The sequence below is a fragment of the Demequina activiva genome (assembly GCF_016862815.1).
GTDB lineage: Bacteria > Actinomycetota > Actinomycetes > Actinomycetales > Demequinaceae > Demequina > Demequina activiva.
Genome location: NZ_BONR01000001.1, coordinates 1 through 16,707, shown reverse-complemented (window position 1 = coordinate 16,707; position 16,707 = coordinate 1). Strand labels below are relative to the sequence as shown.

Here is a 16,707-nt window from a genome sequence, read left to right as displayed (position 1 = left end):
CTCGCGCGTGAGCGTCCTGCACCTGACCGGGCCCGTCCTCGTCGACGACGCGACCGTGGCCCCCGAGGCATGGGTGCTGGACGGGCGCATCACCTTCGAGCGGCCGCGTCACAGCGGCGAGGTCACGGCCGTGGCCGGCACCGTGCTGCCGGGCCTGGTGGACGTCCACTGCCATGTGGGGCTGGACTCGGGCGGCGCGACGGACCGCGACCTGGCGGTCAAGCAGGCCATCGTCGACCGTGATGCCGGCACGCTGCTGATTCGCGACGCCGGGTCGCCGCTGGACACGGCCTTCATCCACGAGCGCCCCGAGCTGCCGCGCCTGATCCGCTCCGCGCGCTTCATCGCTCGCCCCAAGCGGTACCTGCGCCACTACGCGCGCGAGATCGAGCCTCACCAGCTGCCGGCTGTCGCTGCGGAGGAGGCGCGCACGGGCGACGGCTGGGTGAAGCTCATCGGCGACTGGATCGATCGCGAGGAGGGCGACCTGTCGCCGCTGTGGACGCCCGAGCAGCTCGCCGATGCGCTGGCCGCCGTCCACGCCGAGGGTGCCAGGGCTACGGTGCACGCCTTCTCCGAGGAGGCCATCGACCCGCTGCTCGATGCCGGGATCGACTGCATCGAGCACGGCACGGGCATGACGGAGGAGCACATGCGCGTCGCCGCGCGGCGCGGCATCCCGGTGGTGCCCACGCTGCTGCAGGTCGACAACTTCGTGGGATACGCGGACGCAGGCCAGGAGCGCTTCCCGCGCTACGCGGCCCGGATGCGCGCGATGCACCAGCGCCGCCGCGAGCAGGTGCGCGCGATGCACGACGCAGGCGTGCTGCTGCTGGTGGGCACGGATGCGGGAGGCACCCTGGGGCACGGCCTGCTGCCGCTCGAGGCGGCCGCGATGGTGCAGGCCGGAGTGCCCGCGGCCGATGTGGTGGCAGCGGCCACCTGGCGGGCGCGGGCCTTCCTGGGGGTGGACACCCTGACCGAGGGCGCGAGCGCGGACCTCGTGGTGTACGGGCAGGACCCGCGCGAGGACATCCGCGCCCTCGCCGCACCCATCCACGTGGTGCTGCGCGGCGAACGAGTGTCAGGCACGGACGGAGCGCCGCCGGCCTGAGGGCGGTCGCGCCTCACCAGGGGATCTCCCGGGGATTCGCGGCAAACTCGTGACACCTCTGCACGCTGCAGGGGATACTGACCAACGGATGCGACGGACCAGACCCCGGGGAGACACGTGACGGCATCGACAGTGGTGGAGCGCTCGCAAGCCGCGCAACGGCGCAGCTGGTGGGCGGATGGACTCGAAGGCGCGGTCTGGCTCGTGTGCGCCGCAGGCATCGCGCTGATGATCGCCTCCGGCGGGCTGCTCGCCCAGAGCGCGACCGACTGGTTCTACACGCTGGGACGAGCGCTCGGCATCGTCGCGGCGGTGCTGATGATGACCCAGGTGCTGCTCGCCTCGCGGGCCCCATGGGTCGAGCGTGCGATCGGCCACGACCGCGCGATCGCGACCCACGCGCGGCTGGGCAAGCTGGCCATCATCCTGATGCTGGTGCACGCCGCGATCCTCACCACGGCATCGGGCGTGTACGACGGACGCTCTCCCGTGAGCCAGTTCCTCACGTGGCCGCAGTACGGCTGGTTCATGCTGTTCGCGCAGATCGCCCTCGCGACGTTCACGATCGTGCTGATCACGTCGCTCGCCGCCGTGCGCCTGCGATGGCCCTACGAGCGCTGGCACGCGGTCCACATGCTGGTGTACGTGGGCGTCGCGTTCGCCGTGCCGCACCAGTTTCTCGAGGGCTCGACCTTCCGCACGGGCGGGCTGTCGTGGTGGTTCTGGGCCGTGCTGTGGACCGTGAGCATCGGCTCGTTCGTGCTGTTCCGCCTTGCCCGGCCGCTGGTGCTCCTCGCGCGCCACGGCCTCACGGTCGAATCCGTCGAGCCCCGTGCGGACGGCTCCACCACGGTCACGATCGCCGGTCGCGACGTGGCGCGCCTTCGCGCGCGTGCGGGCCAGTTCTTCCTGTGGCGCTTCCTCGCACCGGGCCTGCGCGGGCAGTCCCACCCGTACTCGCTGTCCGCCGCCCCGGGGGACAGGCTGCGCATCACCGTCAAGGCCTCCGGCGACGGCTCGTCGCGCGTACGCGACCTGCAGCCCGGCACGCGCGTGCTCGCCGAGGGACCGCTGGGAGTCTTCACGCACGCCTCGCGCTCTCGCGGCCCGATCGTGATGATCTGCGCCGGCATCGGCATCACGCCCGTGCGCTCGATGCTCGAGGAGGTCACGGCGGGCGACGACGTCACGGTGATCGTGCGGGCGCGCTCGCGCGACGAGGCACCCCTGCTCGACGAGGTCGAGCAGCTGTGCACCGAGCGGGGTGCCCGGCTGCACGTGCTGCTGGGCTCGCGCGGCGGGACGTGGGGCACGCGCGAGCAGCCCGCGAGCATCGGCGATCTGGTGGAGGACCCCGCCGGCGCGGACGTGTACATCTGCGGGCCCCGCGCGTGGGCGCTCGCGGTCGAGGCAGATGCGCTGGGCGCCGGGGTGAGCCCCGACGCCGTGCATCGCGAGGAGTTCGGATGGTGAGGTCATGAGGACATCGCGCAAGCTCATCGTGGGCGGGGCATCCGCCGTGGTGCTCGCGGGCGGCTTCGTGGCCGCCCCCGCGCCCTTGAGCGACGACGTCGACGAGGTGGCCGCGGCCCCGGAGGTCGACGATGACTGCGAGATCAAGGACATCGATCCGGACAGCAACTCGGGGCGGGGCAACACCGAGGACCCCATCGAGGAGCGCGAGCGCGACGACGACTGCGACGAGCCCAGCGACGCCGGCGGCTCGACCGGCGCCGGCGCGCCTGCCGACGAGCCGGCGACGGAGGCGGGGGCCACCACGGAGACCGTGGACGGACCCGTGGTGACGAACATCCGCGGCGAGTACCAGGTGCGCCTGATCATCGACAGCGGAGTGGTGGTGGACGTGGAGTTCCCCGTCGCGGGCACCGAGGCGTCCGAGTCCAGGCGGGTCAACGAGATGGCGCTGCCGGTGCTCGAGGAGCGCATCCTCGCCGCGCAGTCAGGCGATGTGGAGTACGTCTCGGGCGCCAGCTACACGTCGCCTGCGATGGTGGAGTCCGCGCAGGCCGCGTTCGCCGACGCAGGGCTGTGAGCCAGCCGACGGCGGCCTCCGATCCGCTGGCGCGGACGGTGACCGCGATGGCGATGGACTTCACGCTGCAGGCGTGGGGGCCCGTCGATCCCGCAGCGCTCGATGCGGTCATGGAGCACGTCGCGTCCGATCTGCGCTGGGTCGACGCGGTCTTCTCGACCTACCGCGAGGACTCGTGGATCTCCCGCATCGGGCGCGGCGAGGCGCGCACGGCCGATGCGCCGCCAGCCGTCGCGGAGGTGCTCGACCTGTGCGAGCGCTTCCGTGAGGACACCGGTGGCGCGTTCGACGCGCGCACCCCCGACGGTCGCATCGACCCCACCGGCATCGTCAAGACCTGGGCGATGGAACGGGCACGCTGGCGCCTGTCGCTCGTGGGAGCCACGGGATGGATGTGGGGGTGCGCGGGCGACGTCGCGGTGAGCGGCCGCGGGCCGATCGAGGGCGGCTGGCGAGCGGGGATCGCGGACCCGCGGCACCCGCCCGGTCCGGCGACGCCGGTGGTGCGCAGGGCGCAGCTGGGAGGACGGCTGGACGCGCTGGCGACGTCCGGTCAGGGCCTCGACTCCGGCCACGTGTGGGACCCGCGCACCGGGGAGGCCGCTTCCCACTACGCCCAGGTCAGTGTGATCGGGCGCGACCTTGTGGCATGCGACGCATGGGCGACGGCGATCCTCGCTGGAGGCCGGCGCACGCTGCAGCTCGCGCAGGAGGCGGGCGTGGCCGCCCTCGCGCTGCGGGTGGTCAACGGCTCGGTGCGCGCGACGGCGAACGCCGGGTGGGCCGCGATCGAGTGAGCGCACGCGTGTCGCGTGGACTATGCGACAGCTGCTTGCATGGTCAGGCGGTTCGTGGGCTAGGGTGACCGATACACAGCCGAGGGGACATCGATGGCACCGATGAGGGATCCCCGGTGGGCGCTGACGCTCGCCGGAGGGCTGCTGGTCGCGGGCTGCGCGGCCGGCGCGGACGACGTTGCGCTCGCCTCTGCGCCCGCACCGTCAGCCACCGACCAGGCGGTCGAGGTGACGACCCTCCCCGAGGTCCCCATCAAGGACCCGCGGCTCCACGCGCTCGCCGCGATGTCCGGCCCGTTCGATGAGGACGGTGCGATGGGCGGCGGATGCGCGGTGGCGGAGGGCGAGTCCCTCGCGGATGGCGACTGGTTCGGCTACGTGATCGCCTACGCGCCCACCGCGCTCACCCTCGACATCGCGTGCGTGTACGGACCGGACAGCGAGCAGTACACCGCCTTCGCGCAGGCCGAGGACTCGGACACCCACCACTACGTGGTGGTGAACGACGTGGTGGAGGAGCGCGACGTGCGTCTCACGGCGGATACCGCGGTGTACATCGAGGCGCTCGACTGGGACCCCACGGACCCCACGCCGGCGGCTCACGCGCTCGACCCCGAGGTGGTCCACGAGCACCGCGGCGTGTGGGTGAGCGTCGTGGACGGCGACGTGGTCGCGATCGTCGAGCCGGCGGCAGACGTGCCGCCTTCGACCTGACCGCGAGCTGCGATCCAGCAGGCTTTGCTCCCGCGGGTGCTTGTCTGGCACAATAGGTCGCTGGCCGGAGCGGCCCTCTACCCGCATCGGCTATTCGTCTTGCCAGCAAGCCTCGTCTGCTTTCCCCGGACGGCGCGCGCCGGCTCATACCGAATAACAAGGAGAAGCCACCATGGCTGCAAAGATTCGACTCAAGCGCTTCGGCAAGAAGAAGGCGCCCTTCTACCGCGTGGTCGTCATGGACAGCCGCGCCAAGCGCGATGGCCGTGCCATCGAGGAGATCGGCAAGTACCACCCGCTGTCCAACCCGTCGGTCATCGAGATCGACTCCGAGCGCGCGCAGTACTGGCTGTCCGTGGGCGCCCAGCCCTCGGACCAGGTCCGCAAGCTCCTGACGCTCACCGGCGACTGGGGCACCTTCAAGGGCGAGAAGGGTGCCACGAGCACCGTCGAGCAGCCTGCGGGCAAGCTGTCGCCGGAGGACCAGATCAAGGCCACCGCCGATGCCGCAGAGAAGCTCAAGGCTGAGAAGGCCGCGGAGGCGGAGAAGGCCAAGAAGGAGGCCGACGAGGCTGCGAAGGCCGAGGCCGACGCGAAGGCCGCCGAGGAGGCCGCGTCCGCCGTCGCCGACGCCGCGCCCGCCGAGGACGCCGCCGCTGCGGCTCCCGCGTCCGACGAGGCCACCGGCCCCGCCGAGCCGGAGCCCGCCGCCGAGGACAAGTAAGCATGGTCGTCGATGCGCTGGAGTTCCTGATCAAGAGCATCGTCCGCAACCCGGAGGATGTGACGGTCACGGAGCGCTCTGGTCGTCGCGGGACCACCCTGAACGTGGTGGTCCACCCCGACGACCTGCCTCGCGTGATCGGCCGCCGCGGCCGCACCGCGACAGCCATTCGCACCGTGGTCGACGCGATCTCGCGCGACGACGTCCGGGTGAACATCGTCGACGTCGCCTAGCCGCGATGCACAGCACGAAGGCCCCGTCTCCCTGGTGGAGGCGGGGCCTTCGTGCGTCTGCTGTGACGCGACGCGCTCAGCGCTGCAGGAAGTAGGAGCTGGCCTTGCGGGTGGTGAGCATGACGATGATCAGCAGCGCCCAGGCGATGCCGATGACGGCCTGCACCACGGAGTAGCCGTCGACCATGATGAGCGCGAACACATCCGCGCCGATGCGCAGCACCATCAGCGTGAGGACCAGGAACCGCGCGAAGCGCGAGCCTCGCAGGAGGCCCACCGACACCAGGACGATGATGACGCCGAGCACGAGCGCCGTCCAGCCGTAGATGGTCGCCTCGTCCGCGGACGTGTCGACCTCCCCGAGCACGTCCGCGTCGCCCGAGGCCCACAGCCACAGTCCGCCGATGACGATCGCCGCGATCCCGTTGAGGATGGACAGCACCCCCACGAACGCCACGCCCACCGGCATGTTGCCGATGCCTTGCTTGTCCTCCGCCATGGTCGCCTCCGTCGTCGCTGGTAGACCGTGCCTCCACGCTACCGCGCTGGCGGCGCGCGCGCTGGCTGGCCGTAGGCTGGACCCATGAGCACCGGACCCATGAAGCTGACCGTCGCGCGCATCGGCCGCGCCCACGGGCTCAAGGGCGAGGTGACCGTCGAGGTTCGCACCGACATCCCCGAGGATCGCCTGGCCCCTGGCGAGGTGTACGAGACCGAGCCGGACAGCGCCGGGCCGCTCACGATCGAGAGCGTGCGCACCCAGGGCGGACGGTGGTTCCTGCGCTTCGAGGAGATCGGCAGCCGCGAGGCCGCTGACGAGGTGCGCGGCGTGGAGCTCGTGATCGACGGCGACGAATCGGACGAGGACGACGCCTGGTACGTCCACGAGCTGGTGGGCCTGACGGCGCAGCGTCCGGACGGCGAACGGATCGGCGAGGTGGTGGACCTGCTGTCGATGCCAGCGCAGGACGTGCTCGTGGTGAAGGAGCCCGGCGGTCACCGCGCGATGATCCCGTTCGTGGACGAGTTCGTCCCCGACGTCGATCTCGAGGCCGGCACCGTGACCCTGACGCCGCCCTACGGGCTGCTGTCCGGCGAGACGCCGGAGGCGACGGGGGAGACGCGCTGATGCGCATCGACGTCGTCACGATCTTCCCGGAGTTCTTCCAGGTGCTCGACGTGTCGCTGCTGGGCAAGGCTCGTCAGCGCGAGCTGGTCGACGCGAGGGTGCACCACCTGCGCGACTGGACCAGCGACGTGCACGGCACCGTGGACGACGCTCCGTTCGGCGGCGGCGCCGGCATGGTCATGAAGCCGGACGTCTGGGGCCGAGCGCTCGACGACGTCCTCGAGACCGGCGCCCACCTGGTGCTGCCGAGCCCCGCGGGAGTGCCGTTCACGCAGGCGATGGCGGCGGAGCTCGCAACGGAGCCGCAGCTGGTGTTCGCGTGCGGGCGCTACGAGGGCATCGACGCGCGGGTGCCGCAGCACTACGCCGATGCGGGGTTCCGTGTCAGCGAGGTGTCCCTGGGGGACTACGTGCTCAACGGGGGAGAGGTCGCGGCCTACGCGATGATCGAGGCGATCACGCGGCTCCTGCCCGGGTTCATGGGCAACGCGCAGTCCATCGTGGAGGAGTCTCACTCCGATGGCCTGCTCGAGTACCCGAGCTACACCCGGCCGGCGTCGTGGCGCGGGCTCGAGGTGCCCGACGTGTTGCTGAGCGGGCACCATGGGAAGGTCGCGCAGTGGCGCCACGAGCAGCAGCTCGAGCGCACCCGTGAGCGCCGCCCGGACCTGCTGCCGCCGGAGGCCTGAGTCCGGCCGGCGGCTGTGGCATAATTGCTCTTCGGTGCGCGCGGCGCTCATGCCTGCCACAGGGGGCTGAGCACAGTCCGCGACGCACAGCAACCCAGAGAAGGCCGTAAGGCAGATATCGTGCAGGACCTGTGGCGTGTGCGTTGGAGTCAGTCATGCAGAAGCTTGACCACATCACCGCGGGCCAGCTCCGCGACGACGTCCCGGACTTCCGTGCCGGCGACACCGTGAAGGTTCACGTGAAGGTCGTCGAGGGCAACCGCTCGCGCATCCAGGTTTTCCAGGGCGTCGTGATCGGCCGCCAGGGCCAGGGCATCGGCGAGACCTTCCAGGTCCGCAAGATCTCGTTCGGCGTGGGAGTGGAGCGCACCTTCCCGGTGCACGCCCCCACGATCGACCACATCGAGCTCGTCAGCCGCGGCGACGTCCGTCGCGCGAAGCTGTACTACCTCCGCGAGCGTCGCGGCAAGGCCGCGCGCATCCGCGAGAAGCGCGAGAACTGAGATCAGCGACACCACTGACGCACCGGCGGACGGCTCACAGCCGTCCGCCGGTGCTCGTCTGTGGGGCTTCACCAAGGAGCTCCTCATCATCGTGGTCAGCGCGCTCGCGCTGTCGCTGCTGCTCAAGACCTTCTTCTTCCAGTCGTTCTGGATCCCCTCGGGCTCGATGGAGCCCACGCTCCAGCTGAACGACCGCATCCTCGTCACCAAGTGGCGCCCCGAGCCGCTCGACCTGCGCCGCGGCGACATCGTGGTGTTCAAGGACACGGGCGGCTGGCTCGCTCCCGTCGACACCTCCGACGACACGCCCCTCGAGACCGCCGGCAAGACCGTCCTCACTTTCACGGGCCTGCTGCCCGAGGACGCCGGCGAGCACCTCGTCAAGCGCGTGGTGGGGCTGCCGGGCGAGACCGTCGAGTGCTGTGACGCGGACGGCTCCATCACCGTCGACGGCGAGCCGCTCGAGGAGCCCTACCTGCCTGCCGGCATCGACCCGTCGCTCACCGACTTCTCCACCACCGTCCCGGATGGCTACATCTGGGTCATGGGCGACAACCGCCCGCACAGTGCGGACTCCCGGTCGCACCAGGGCAATCCCGGCGGCGGATCCGTCCCGATCGACTCGATCGTGGGCACCGCGTTCGCGACCGTGTGGCCGCTGAACCATTTCCACGGCATCGGCAACCCCTACGACGACCCGGACACGGTCGAGGACTGAGCCGTGCCGGTCTCGCTGACGCATGAGGCAGCCCTGTGGGACGCCGGAGCGCGCGTCATCGCCGGCGTCGACGAGGTGGGCCGCGGGGCGCTTGCCGGGCCGGTCTCCGTGGGCGTGTGCGCTCTCGAGCGCTGCGACGTGTGGCCTGAGGGCCTCGCCGACTCCAAGGAGCTGTCCGTGGCGCGCCGCGATGCGATGGCCGCCGCGCTGTCGCAGTTCGGCCTCGCGCGCGCCGTGGGGCACGCGTCACCACAGGAGATCGATGCCCACGGGATCGTGGGCGCGCTGAGGCTCGCCGGGCGCCGTGCACTGGCGCGGATCGGCGAGGCAGGCGTCACCGTCGACGCCGTCCTCCTGGACGGCAAGCATGACTGGCTGACCGACCCTCAAGCGAGCCTGTTCGAGGACCCGGCCCGCGCATCGGCCGTCCTGCCGGGCCCCACCGCGCCGCCCGTCACGATGGTGATCAAGGGCGACACGCTGTGCGCCTCGATCGCGGCGGGCTCCGTGATCGCGAAGGTCGAGCGGGACGCCATCATGGCGGCCGCGCACGGCGACCATCCCGACTACGGCTGGGACGGCAACAAGGGGTACGGCGCCGCCACGCACCTCGAGGCCATCCGCAGGCTCGGCCCCTCGCCCTTGCATCGGCGCTCCTGGAGGCTGCCCGACCGCGCCGTCGGGTGAGGTGATCGGCGCGCCGATTGGCCGCATCGGCCGCATCGCGGCAATGATGGTCGGGTGAGCAGTGACGACCTCGAGAACTATGAGACCGACGCCGAGCTGGCGCTCTACCGCGAGTACCGCGACGTGGTGGGGCTGTTCCAGTACGTGGTCGAGACGGAGCGCCGCTTCTACCTGTGCAACAAGGTGGATCTGCAGGTGAAGGCCTCGGGCGGCGACGTCTACTTCGAGGTCACGATGACCGATGCGTGGGTGTGGGACGTCTACCGCTCCGCGCGGCTCGTGAAGAACGTGCGCGTGGTGACGTTCAAGGACGTCAACATCGAGGAGCTGTCGCAGGACGACGACGCGATGCCGGACATCCGGCAGCTGCGCGCCCGCTGAGGCGCGCGCCGCGAGTCCGAGGGTCGCGCACGAGCGGTGGCGCGAGCACGGCGCCGACGCTCGAACCTGAGCCTCCTCGCTGATCCGGGTCGCCGAGGCTGGGCGCCGGTGATGCTCGCCGCTGTCCACAGCCCGCCTGTCCACAGCCCGCCTGCCGACGCCCGTTGTCCACGGACGGTGCCACGCGGGCTCGCCCCGCGCGACGCCGCACCTGCACCGTTGCCAGCGGAGGTGACGGATGAACGCCAGGCAGGCAGTGGGACGGCACGGAGAGACGGTGGCGACGCGCGCCCTGGAGGAGCAGGGCTGGGAGGTGCTGGACCGCAACTGGCGGTGCGCCCGCGGCGAGCTCGACATCGTCGCGCGTGACGGCGAGACGGCGGTCGCGGTCGAGGTCAAGACGCGCCGCTCGACGGTGGCCGGCAGCGCCCTGGAGGCGGTGACCACGGACAAGGTGGCCCGACTGCGCAGACTGCTCGCCACGTGGCTCGCTCAGCAGCCGGAGACGTTCGCGCACGCCCGGGTGGACGTGATCGCGGTCACGCTGCCGGCCGCCGGTGCGGCCCGCATCGAGCACCTGAGAGGCATCGAATGATCGGGCGCACCCGCACCGTGGTGCTGGCAGGGCTCACCGGGCACGTGGTCGACGTCGAGGCGCACATCGGCTCGTCGCTGCCGGGGTTCACGATCGTGGGGCTGCCGGACACGGCGCTGTCCGAGGCGCGCGACCGGGTGCGTGCGGCGACGGCGTCCTCGGGCCTGCCCTGGCCGCAGCGCCGCATCACCGTGAACCTGTCGCCGGCGTCGCTGCCCAAGTCCGGCGCAGCCACGGATCTCGCGATCGCGGTCGCGGTCCTGGCGGCGTCTGGAGGCATCGGTGCGGACGCGCCCAGCGGCGCTGTGCATCTGGGTGAGCTCGGCCTCGACGGTCGGGTGCGCCCCATCCCCGGCGTGCTGCCCGCGGTGGTCGCTGCCGCCGATCGCGGGATCGAGCGCGTGGTGGTCCCCGCGGGAAATGCGGAGGAGGCGGCGCTGGTGCCCGGGGTGGAGGTGGTCGCCGTCACCACCCTCGCCGAGCTCGCACGACACTATGGAGCAGCCGATGCGGTGGCGGTCGCCTGCGATCCCGTCGCCGCTCCCGTGCGCGCCGCGGCGCACGCCGAGCGCGTGGATCTGGACGAGGTGCGCGGTCAGCCCGAGGCTCGGTGGGCGCTCGAGGTGGCGGCGGCAGGCGGGCATCACCTGCTCCTGTCCGGTCCCCCTGGAGCGGGCAAGACCATGCTCGCCCGGCGACTGCCCACGATCCTGCCGCCGCTGACGGACAAGGACGCGGTGACGGCGACCGCGATCCACTCGCTCGCGGGCACCCTCGATCCCAGCCGGGGCCTGCTGCGCACGGCGCCGTTCGAGGCTCCGCACCACAGCGCCTCGGCGGCGGCGATCGTGGGCGGAGGCAGCGGCCTGGCCCGGCCGGGCGCGATCTCGCGTGCTCACGCGGGAGTGCTCTTCCTCGACGAGGCTCCCGAGTTCCCGGCTCGCGTGCTGCAGACCCTGCGCCAGCCTCTCGAGCACGGCGAGGTGGTGCTGCATCGGGCGCAGGGAGCGACTCGCTACCCCTCGCGCTTCCAGTTGATCCTCGCGGCGAACCCGTGCCCGTGCGGCCACTACTACGGCAGCGGCGAGCGCTGCACCTGCACGCCGATCCAGCGGCGTCGTTACTTCGGACGCCTGTCCGGGCCGCTGCTGGACCGCGTGGACCTCCAGGTCACGGTGCTGCCGGTGCGCGGCGGCGCGGATGAGCCAGGGGAGTCGTCGGCGACGGTAGCCGCACGGGTGGCCGAGGCGCGAGCGCGAGCGCGTGCACGCCTCGCGCCGCACGGATGGGCGCTCAACGCGCACGCGTCCGGCACGTGGCTGCGCCGTCACACCCCGCGCGACGGCGCCGCGCTGGTGTGGCAGGCGCTCGATCGCGGGGTGCTCACGGCCAGGGGAGCGGACCGGGCGCTGCGCGTGGCGTGGACGGTCGCGGACCTCGCAGGAGTCGAGCAGCCGAACGCCGACCACGTCGCCCAGGCCCTCACGCTGCGATCCCGGGGAGTGGCCGCATGATCCCCGTGGACGAGGTGGGGGAGATGCGCCCGGAGGGCGAGGCGCGGGCGTGGATCCTGTGGAGCGCGATCGCGGAGCCGGCGGATGCCGCTGCGGGTGCGCTGGTGTCGGTGCTGGGGGCCTCGAAGGCTCTCGAGTGGAGCGCGCTCGCCGCGCGGGACCCGGTCTCCGCCACCGCGCGCCTGCTCGAGCTCGCCACCCCGAGGGACGTCGACGAGGCGATCCGCGCGAGCGCGCGGTGGGCGCCCCGTCTCGAGGGCGCCGACTCGCACGCGCTGCAGAGGCGCGCTCGGGCGTGCGGAGCACGGATCGTCACCCGAGAGGATGACGAGTGGCCGGCCTGCGTCGACGATCTTGGCAGCTGCGCGCCGTTCGCGCTGTGGGTGCGCGGCGCCGGCGACCTGCGATCGCTCGACGAGCGTTCGGTCGCGATCGTGGGCGCGCGCTCGGCGACCGCCTACGGCGAGCACGTCGCGGCGGGCATCGCAGGGGAGTGGTCCGGTCAGGGCGGCACCGTGGTCTCCGGCGGCGCGTACGGGATCGACGCTGCGGCGCATCGGGCGACCGTCGCGGCGGGTGGAACGACGCTCGCCATCATGGCCGGAGGGGTGGACCGCCTGTATCCGGCAGGCAACGCGGATCTGCTCGAGCGCGTGATGCGCGAGGGACTCGTGGTGAGCGAGGTCCCGCCGGGGTGGGCGCCGCACCGGTCGCGCTTCCTCACCCGCAATCGCCTCATCGCCACGGCAGGGGCCACGGTCGTGGTGGAGGCCGCGCTGAGGTCCGGAGCGCTCAGCACCGTGGCGCGGGCGCACGAGCTGGTGCGCCCGGTGGGTGCGGTCCCGGGGCCCGTCACGAGCGCCAGCTCTGCCGGCTGCCACGCGCTGCTGCGGGACGGCGCCGCGGTGCTCGTCACCTGCGGAGCGGACGTCCGCGAGCTCGTGGGCCCTCTCGAGGTGGTGGAGCCTCAAGCGATGGACGGCACGCCGCCCACACGCCTCGACTTCGCGGCGCCAGCCGATCGCGCCGCGTTCGACGCGATCGGGACGCGCACCGTCGAGGTTGCCCTCATCGCCTCGACGGCGGGCCTCGAAGCCGGTGAGCTGCGGGCGGCGTTGGGGCGACTGGAGGCGGCCCGGATGGTGGAGCGAGACCGGGGAGGGTGGAGGCGGGTGAAGGGCGTCTCGCTGTCGTGAGCGGTGCATCGCACCGTTTCGAGTCGCACCAAACAGGGACAAAACGGTACAAAAAGGGGGTGAAACGTGAGATTGATGTGACAAATGTGACAGGAGGGGTTGATTTGACTCATGTGACGGTGCCACAGTGTCACCATGTCCACGAGGGGTGAGACCGGCGAGCGCGACCTGATCGCGCACTTCGAGGGTTACCTGCGCCATCAGCGCGGGCTCTCGGAGAACACGGTGCGCGCCTATCGCGGGGATCTGCTCCACCTGGCCGCACACGCCTCCGGCGGCGAGGACGCCGGGGAGCACAGCACCGCCGTGCTCGCGGACGTCCAGCTGGCGGACCTGCGGTCCTGGCTGGCCGCCATGGCCGGCGCCGGGCTGTCGCGCACCACGATGGCGCGACGCGGCGCCGCGGTGCGGACCTTCTACGCGTGGGCCTACGACGCCGGGCACCTCGACGCCAACCCCGCGCTGCGCCTCGCGTCCGCGCGGCCGGCCTCCACCATCCCCGCCGCGATGAGCCCGGCGGACGTGATGACGCTGCTGGCCGTCGCGCAGACCCGCTGCGACGACGGCGACCCCATCCACATGCGGGACTGGGCCATCGCGGAGCTGCTGTACGCGACGGGCATGCGCGTGGGAGAGCTGGTCCGGATCGATGTCGCGCACCTCGACCTCGACGAGCGCCTGGTGCGCGTCACCGGCAAGGGCGACAAGGAGCGCGTGGTGCCGTTCGGCGTGCCGGCCGCTCGTGCCGTGCGGCAGTGGCTCGATCAGTCCCGCCCTCTGCTGGTCTCCGCCGAGACCGGCGCCGCGATGTTCCTGGGGCGCCGTGGGTCGCGCGTCGGTCAGCGCCAGGTGCGCGAGGCCATCCACTCCCTGTGCCGTGCCGCTGGCCTTCCCGACATCGCCCCGCACGCGCTGCGCCACACGGCAGCGACGCATCTGCTCACCGGAGGTTCCGATCTCCGCTCCGTCCAGGAAGTGCTCGGTCACGCCAGCCTCAACACGACCCAGCGCTACACCCACGTGTCCGCAGAACGCCTGCGGGCCACCTACCAACTCGCGCACCCGCGCGCCTAGGGAGCATCCATGTCCAGCCTGAACCCCGTGCTGTCGCAGGACACCGAGGAGCCCATGACCTTCGCGCCGCCGCGCGCGGATGCGTCGCAGCTGGACCAGTGGTGGAGCGATCTCGCTGACGACGGCGCCACCCGTCGCGACGCCCGCGACGCGCTCATCACGCACTACGCGCCGCTGGTGACCCAGGTCGCGACCCGGATGATCGGGCGTCTGCCGGACACGGTCGAGCTGGCAGACCTCGTGAGCTATGGAACGTTCGGACTCATCGACGCGGTCGAGAAGTTCGAGCCGGCCCGCGGCTTCAAGTTCGAGACCTACGCCGGCCAGCGCATCCGCGGAGCCATCATCGACGAGCTGCGCGCCGCTGACTGGGTGCCGCGGTCCGTGCGCTCCAAGGCACGCACCGTCGAGCACGCCGCTCGCACCCTCGAGCAGACCCTGATGCGCCCGGTGACGGACGAGGACATCGCGGCCCACCTGGGCTGGCACACCGCCGAGGTGCGCACGGTCCGCGCGCAGGTCGCGCTGTCGCACGTGGCGGCGCTCGATGGGATGGTGGCCGGCGGCGAGACGCGTGCGATCGACGCGGTGCTCGACAACGCTGCGCCCGAGGCGTCGCTGTCCGTCGAGGTGCGCGAGACCAGCACGCTGCTGGCCGGCGCGATCCAGAGCGTGCGCGATCGCGAGCAGGAGGTGCTGCGCCTGTACTACTTCGAGAACCTCACGCTCGCGCAGATCGGCCAGATCCTGGGCGTGACCGAGTCCCGCGTCTCGCAGATCCACTCCGGCGCCGTCAAGAAGCTCCGCGAGAACCTGATGCGCACCGGCGCCTTCATGTGACGAACGCGCCGCGGTCCCGAGGCAGCAGCCGCACCGGTCCGAACCCCGCGAGGACATCCAGCGGGTCCACGTAGCGCTCGCCCACGCGCACGCCCCAGTGCACGCAGGCGACCGGAACGCAGTGGCCCGGAGTCTGGGCCACCGTCCCGATGGGCGCCCCTGCGACCACGCGCGTGCCCACCTCGACCGTCGCGTCCACGGGCTCGAGGCTCGTGCGCGCCCCGTCGTCATGGGTGACGGTCAGCACGGGCCTGTTCACCACGATGCCCGCGAAAGTCACCGTCCCCGGCGCGGGCGCGACCACCGGCTGACCGTGAGCGGCGGCGAGGTCGATGCCGCGGTGCCCGGGAAGCCACTCGTGCACCGGGATGCGCGCGACGTCCAGCGCCAGCACGGGCGTGACCGGACTGAGGTACGGCTCCGCCGGCCTCCACTCGAGCGCCTCCGCCGGAGCGCGCACCACCAGTGCCGCCGTCAGGGCGATCGCGAGGAGCAGGGGCCAGCAGGGACGTCTCATGCGTTCAGTGGAGCCCGCGCGACGCAGCGAGGCCACCGCATCGGCCGGGCGCTGGGGACATCCACACGGCGCTCGCGTCCTGGGGACGGTCCCGTGCTTGAGGCCGGGTCCGCCCGGGGACGTCCCATCGGGTATCATCGTCCTTGCGTCTGGCATGCCCAGATGACATCGCGCGCCATTCGCGCTCACGGTTGGATCCGGGAGCGCGCCGGTGAGGCGAGGTCCGAGCTCCGCTCGGTGCCGAGCCGCGTTGGCGCCAGGGATGCCGGTCACAGGACCGGGATCGTCAACCGAACATGCGGGCTCACGCCCGCCCAAGACAAGCATGCGCTCGCGCGCGTGCAGAACAGGAACAGCCATGGCAGTCGTGACCATGCGCGAGATGCTGGACTCCGGCGTTCACTTCGGACACCAGACCAGCCGCTGGAACCCCAAGATGAAGCGCTTCATCTTCACCGAGCGCAACGGCATCTACATCATCGACCTGCAGCAGTCGCTCGCCAAGATCGACTCCGCCTTCGAGTTCGTGCGCGACACCGTCGCCCACGGCGGCACCGTGCTCTTCGTGGGCACCAAGCGCCAGGCGCAGGAGCAGATCGCCGAGCAGGCCAAGCGCGTGGGCATGCCCTTCGTGAACGAGCGCTGGCTGGGCGGCATGCTCACCAACTTCCAGACGGTCTCGAAGCGCATCACCCGCCTCAAGGAGCTCGAGGAGATCGACTTCGACGACGTCGCCGGCTCCGGTCGCACCAAGAAGGAGCTGCTGGGCCTGCGTCGCGAGAAGGACAAGCTCGACAAGACGCTGGGCGGCATCCGCGACATGGGCAAGACCCCCTCCGTCGTGTGGATCGTCGACACCAACAAGGAGCACCTCGCCGTGGACGAGGCCCGCAAGCTGGGCATCCCCGTGGTGGGCATCCTCGACTCCAACTGCGACCCCGACGAGGTCGCCTACGGCATCCCGGGCAACGACGACGCGATCCGCGCCGTCGGCCTGCTGACCCGCGTGATCGCCGATGCGGTCGCCGAGGGCCTGCGCATCCGCCACACCCCCAAGGGTGACGAGGCGGACGCCGAGGGCGAGGCAGAGCCGCTCGCCGAGTGGGAGCAGGAGCTGCTCGCCGGCGACAAGGCGGAGAAGGCCGAGGAGCCCAAGGCTGACGAGAAGGCTGACGAGAAGGCCGAGGAGCCCAAGGCTGACGAGAAGGCCGACGAGAAGGCCGAGGAGC

At 71.8% G+C, this 16,707-nt stretch carries 21 protein-coding genes; 19 read left to right on the top strand and 2 right to left on the bottom strand.

Annotated elements, in window-relative coordinates:
• Nucleotides 1-7: 7 nt before the first annotated feature.
• From Dac01nite_RS00105 to Dac01nite_RS00075, 7 genes are all read left to right on the top strand, one after another.
• Nucleotides 8-1,114: an amidohydrolase family protein gene (locus tag Dac01nite_RS00105; RefSeq protein ID WP_203652753.1), complete on the top strand. Its 1,107-nt coding sequence runs from the start codon at nt 8-10 to the stop codon at nt 1,112-1,114.
• 117 nt (nt 1,115-1,231) lie between these two features.
• Nucleotides 1,232-2,587, top strand: a complete 1,356-nt coding sequence (locus tag Dac01nite_RS00100) for a ferredoxin reductase family protein (RefSeq protein WP_203652752.1) — start codon at nt 1,232-1,234, stop codon at nt 2,585-2,587.
• A 4-nt stretch (nt 2,588-2,591) separates the two neighbouring features.
• Nucleotides 2,592-3,167, top strand: a complete 576-nt coding sequence (locus Dac01nite_RS00095; RefSeq protein WP_203652751.1) for an FMN-binding protein — start codon at nt 2,592-2,594, stop codon at nt 3,165-3,167.
• Nucleotides 3,164-3,964, top strand: coding sequence for an FAD:protein FMN transferase (locus Dac01nite_RS00090; RefSeq protein WP_203652750.1), 801 nt, complete (start codon nt 3,164-3,166; stop codon nt 3,962-3,964). The genes Dac01nite_RS00095 and Dac01nite_RS00090 overlap by 4 nt, the downstream gene beginning before the upstream one ends.
• Before the next feature lie 93 nt (nt 3,965-4,057).
• Nucleotides 4,058-4,678 carry a hypothetical protein gene (locus tag Dac01nite_RS00085; RefSeq protein ID WP_203652749.1) on the top strand — a complete coding sequence of 207 codons (621 nt, stop codon included), beginning with the start codon at nt 4,058-4,060 and terminating at the stop codon, nt 4,676-4,678.
• 172 nt (nt 4,679-4,850) lie between these two features.
• Nucleotides 4,851-5,402, top strand: coding sequence for a 30S ribosomal protein S16 (rpsP, locus tag Dac01nite_RS00080; protein ID WP_203652748.1), 552 nt, complete (start codon nt 4,851-4,853; stop codon nt 5,400-5,402).
• 2 nt (nt 5,403-5,404) lie between these two features.
• Entirely contained in the window at nt 5,405-5,635 is a 231-nt protein-coding gene (locus tag Dac01nite_RS00075) for a KH domain-containing protein (RefSeq protein ID WP_203652747.1), read from the top strand.
• 76 nt (nt 5,636-5,711) lie between these two features.
• Here the strand turns inward: Dac01nite_RS00075 and Dac01nite_RS00070 are convergent, their stop codons facing one another.
• Nucleotides 5,712-6,134, bottom strand: coding sequence for a DUF7144 family membrane protein (locus Dac01nite_RS00070; RefSeq protein WP_203652746.1), 423 nt, complete (start codon nt 6,132-6,134; stop codon nt 5,712-5,714).
• 84 nt (nt 6,135-6,218) lie between these two features.
• Between Dac01nite_RS00070 and rimM the strand changes: the two genes are divergently transcribed.
• From rimM to Dac01nite_RS00015, 11 genes are all read left to right on the top strand, one after another.
• Nucleotides 6,219-6,764 (top strand): ribosome maturation factor RimM, encoded by a 546-nt coding sequence (rimM, locus tag Dac01nite_RS00065; RefSeq protein WP_239066429.1) that lies wholly within the window; start codon nt 6,219-6,221, stop codon nt 6,762-6,764.
• The gene (gene trmD, locus Dac01nite_RS00060; RefSeq protein ID WP_203652745.1) at nt 6,764-7,453 is read left to right on the top strand and encodes a tRNA (guanosine(37)-N1)-methyltransferase TrmD; all 690 of its coding nucleotides are present in this window, start codon (nt 6,764-6,766) and stop codon (nt 7,451-7,453) included. The genes rimM and trmD overlap by 1 nt, the downstream gene beginning before the upstream one ends.
• Nucleotides 7,454-7,608: 155 nt before the next feature.
• On the top strand, nt 7,609-7,956 hold the full coding sequence (rplS, locus tag Dac01nite_RS00055; protein WP_203652744.1) for a 50S ribosomal protein L19: 348 nt from the start codon (nt 7,609-7,611) through the stop codon (nt 7,954-7,956).
• Between the two features lie 91 nt (nt 7,957-8,047).
• Entirely contained in the window at nt 8,048-8,674 is a 627-nt protein-coding gene (gene lepB / locus Dac01nite_RS00050; RefSeq protein ID WP_203652743.1) for a signal peptidase I, read from the top strand.
• A 3-nt stretch (nt 8,675-8,677) separates the two neighbouring features.
• Nucleotides 8,678-9,361 (top strand): ribonuclease HII, encoded by a 684-nt coding sequence (gene rnhB, locus Dac01nite_RS00045; protein WP_203652742.1) that lies wholly within the window; start codon nt 8,678-8,680, stop codon nt 9,359-9,361.
• Between the two features lie 54 nt (nt 9,362-9,415).
• On the top strand, nt 9,416-9,742 hold the full coding sequence (locus tag Dac01nite_RS00040) for a DUF2469 domain-containing protein (RefSeq protein ID WP_203652741.1): 327 nt from the start codon (nt 9,416-9,418) through the stop codon (nt 9,740-9,742).
• Nucleotides 9,743-9,980: 238 nt separating this feature from the next.
• Nucleotides 9,981-10,337 carry a YraN family protein gene (locus Dac01nite_RS00035; protein WP_203652740.1) on the top strand — a complete coding sequence of 119 codons (357 nt, stop codon included), beginning with the start codon at nt 9,981-9,983 and terminating at the stop codon, nt 10,335-10,337.
• Entirely contained in the window at nt 10,334-11,851 is a 1,518-nt protein-coding gene (locus tag Dac01nite_RS00030; protein ID WP_203652739.1) for a YifB family Mg chelatase-like AAA ATPase, read from the top strand. The genes Dac01nite_RS00035 and Dac01nite_RS00030 overlap by 4 nt, the downstream gene beginning before the upstream one ends.
• Complete coding sequence (gene dprA / locus Dac01nite_RS00025) at nt 11,848-13,047, top strand: DNA-processing protein DprA (RefSeq protein ID WP_203652738.1); 1,200 nt, start codon at nt 11,848-11,850, stop codon at nt 13,045-13,047. The genes Dac01nite_RS00030 and dprA overlap by 4 nt, the downstream gene beginning before the upstream one ends.
• Before the next feature lie 135 nt (nt 13,048-13,182).
• A complete protein-coding gene (locus Dac01nite_RS00020; protein ID WP_203652737.1) occupies nt 13,183-14,121 on the top strand; it encodes a tyrosine recombinase XerC in 939 nt (312 codons plus the stop codon).
• Nucleotides 14,122-14,130: 9 nt separating this feature from the next.
• Complete coding sequence (locus tag Dac01nite_RS00015; RefSeq protein ID WP_203652736.1) at nt 14,131-14,961, top strand: FliA/WhiG family RNA polymerase sigma factor; 831 nt, start codon at nt 14,131-14,133, stop codon at nt 14,959-14,961.
• Here the strand turns inward: Dac01nite_RS00015 and Dac01nite_RS00010 are convergent.
• Complete coding sequence (locus Dac01nite_RS00010; protein ID WP_203652735.1) at nt 14,954-15,478, bottom strand: M23 family metallopeptidase; 525 nt, start codon at nt 15,476-15,478, stop codon at nt 14,954-14,956. The genes Dac01nite_RS00015 and Dac01nite_RS00010 overlap by 8 nt on opposite strands.
• Nucleotides 15,479-15,836: 358 nt before the next feature.
• On the opposite strand from Dac01nite_RS00010, the gene rpsB reads away from it, so the two are divergent.
• The coding region (gene rpsB / locus Dac01nite_RS00005; protein ID WP_203652734.1) for a 30S ribosomal protein S2 at nt 15,837-16,707 on the top strand (871 nt) is incomplete at its 3' end.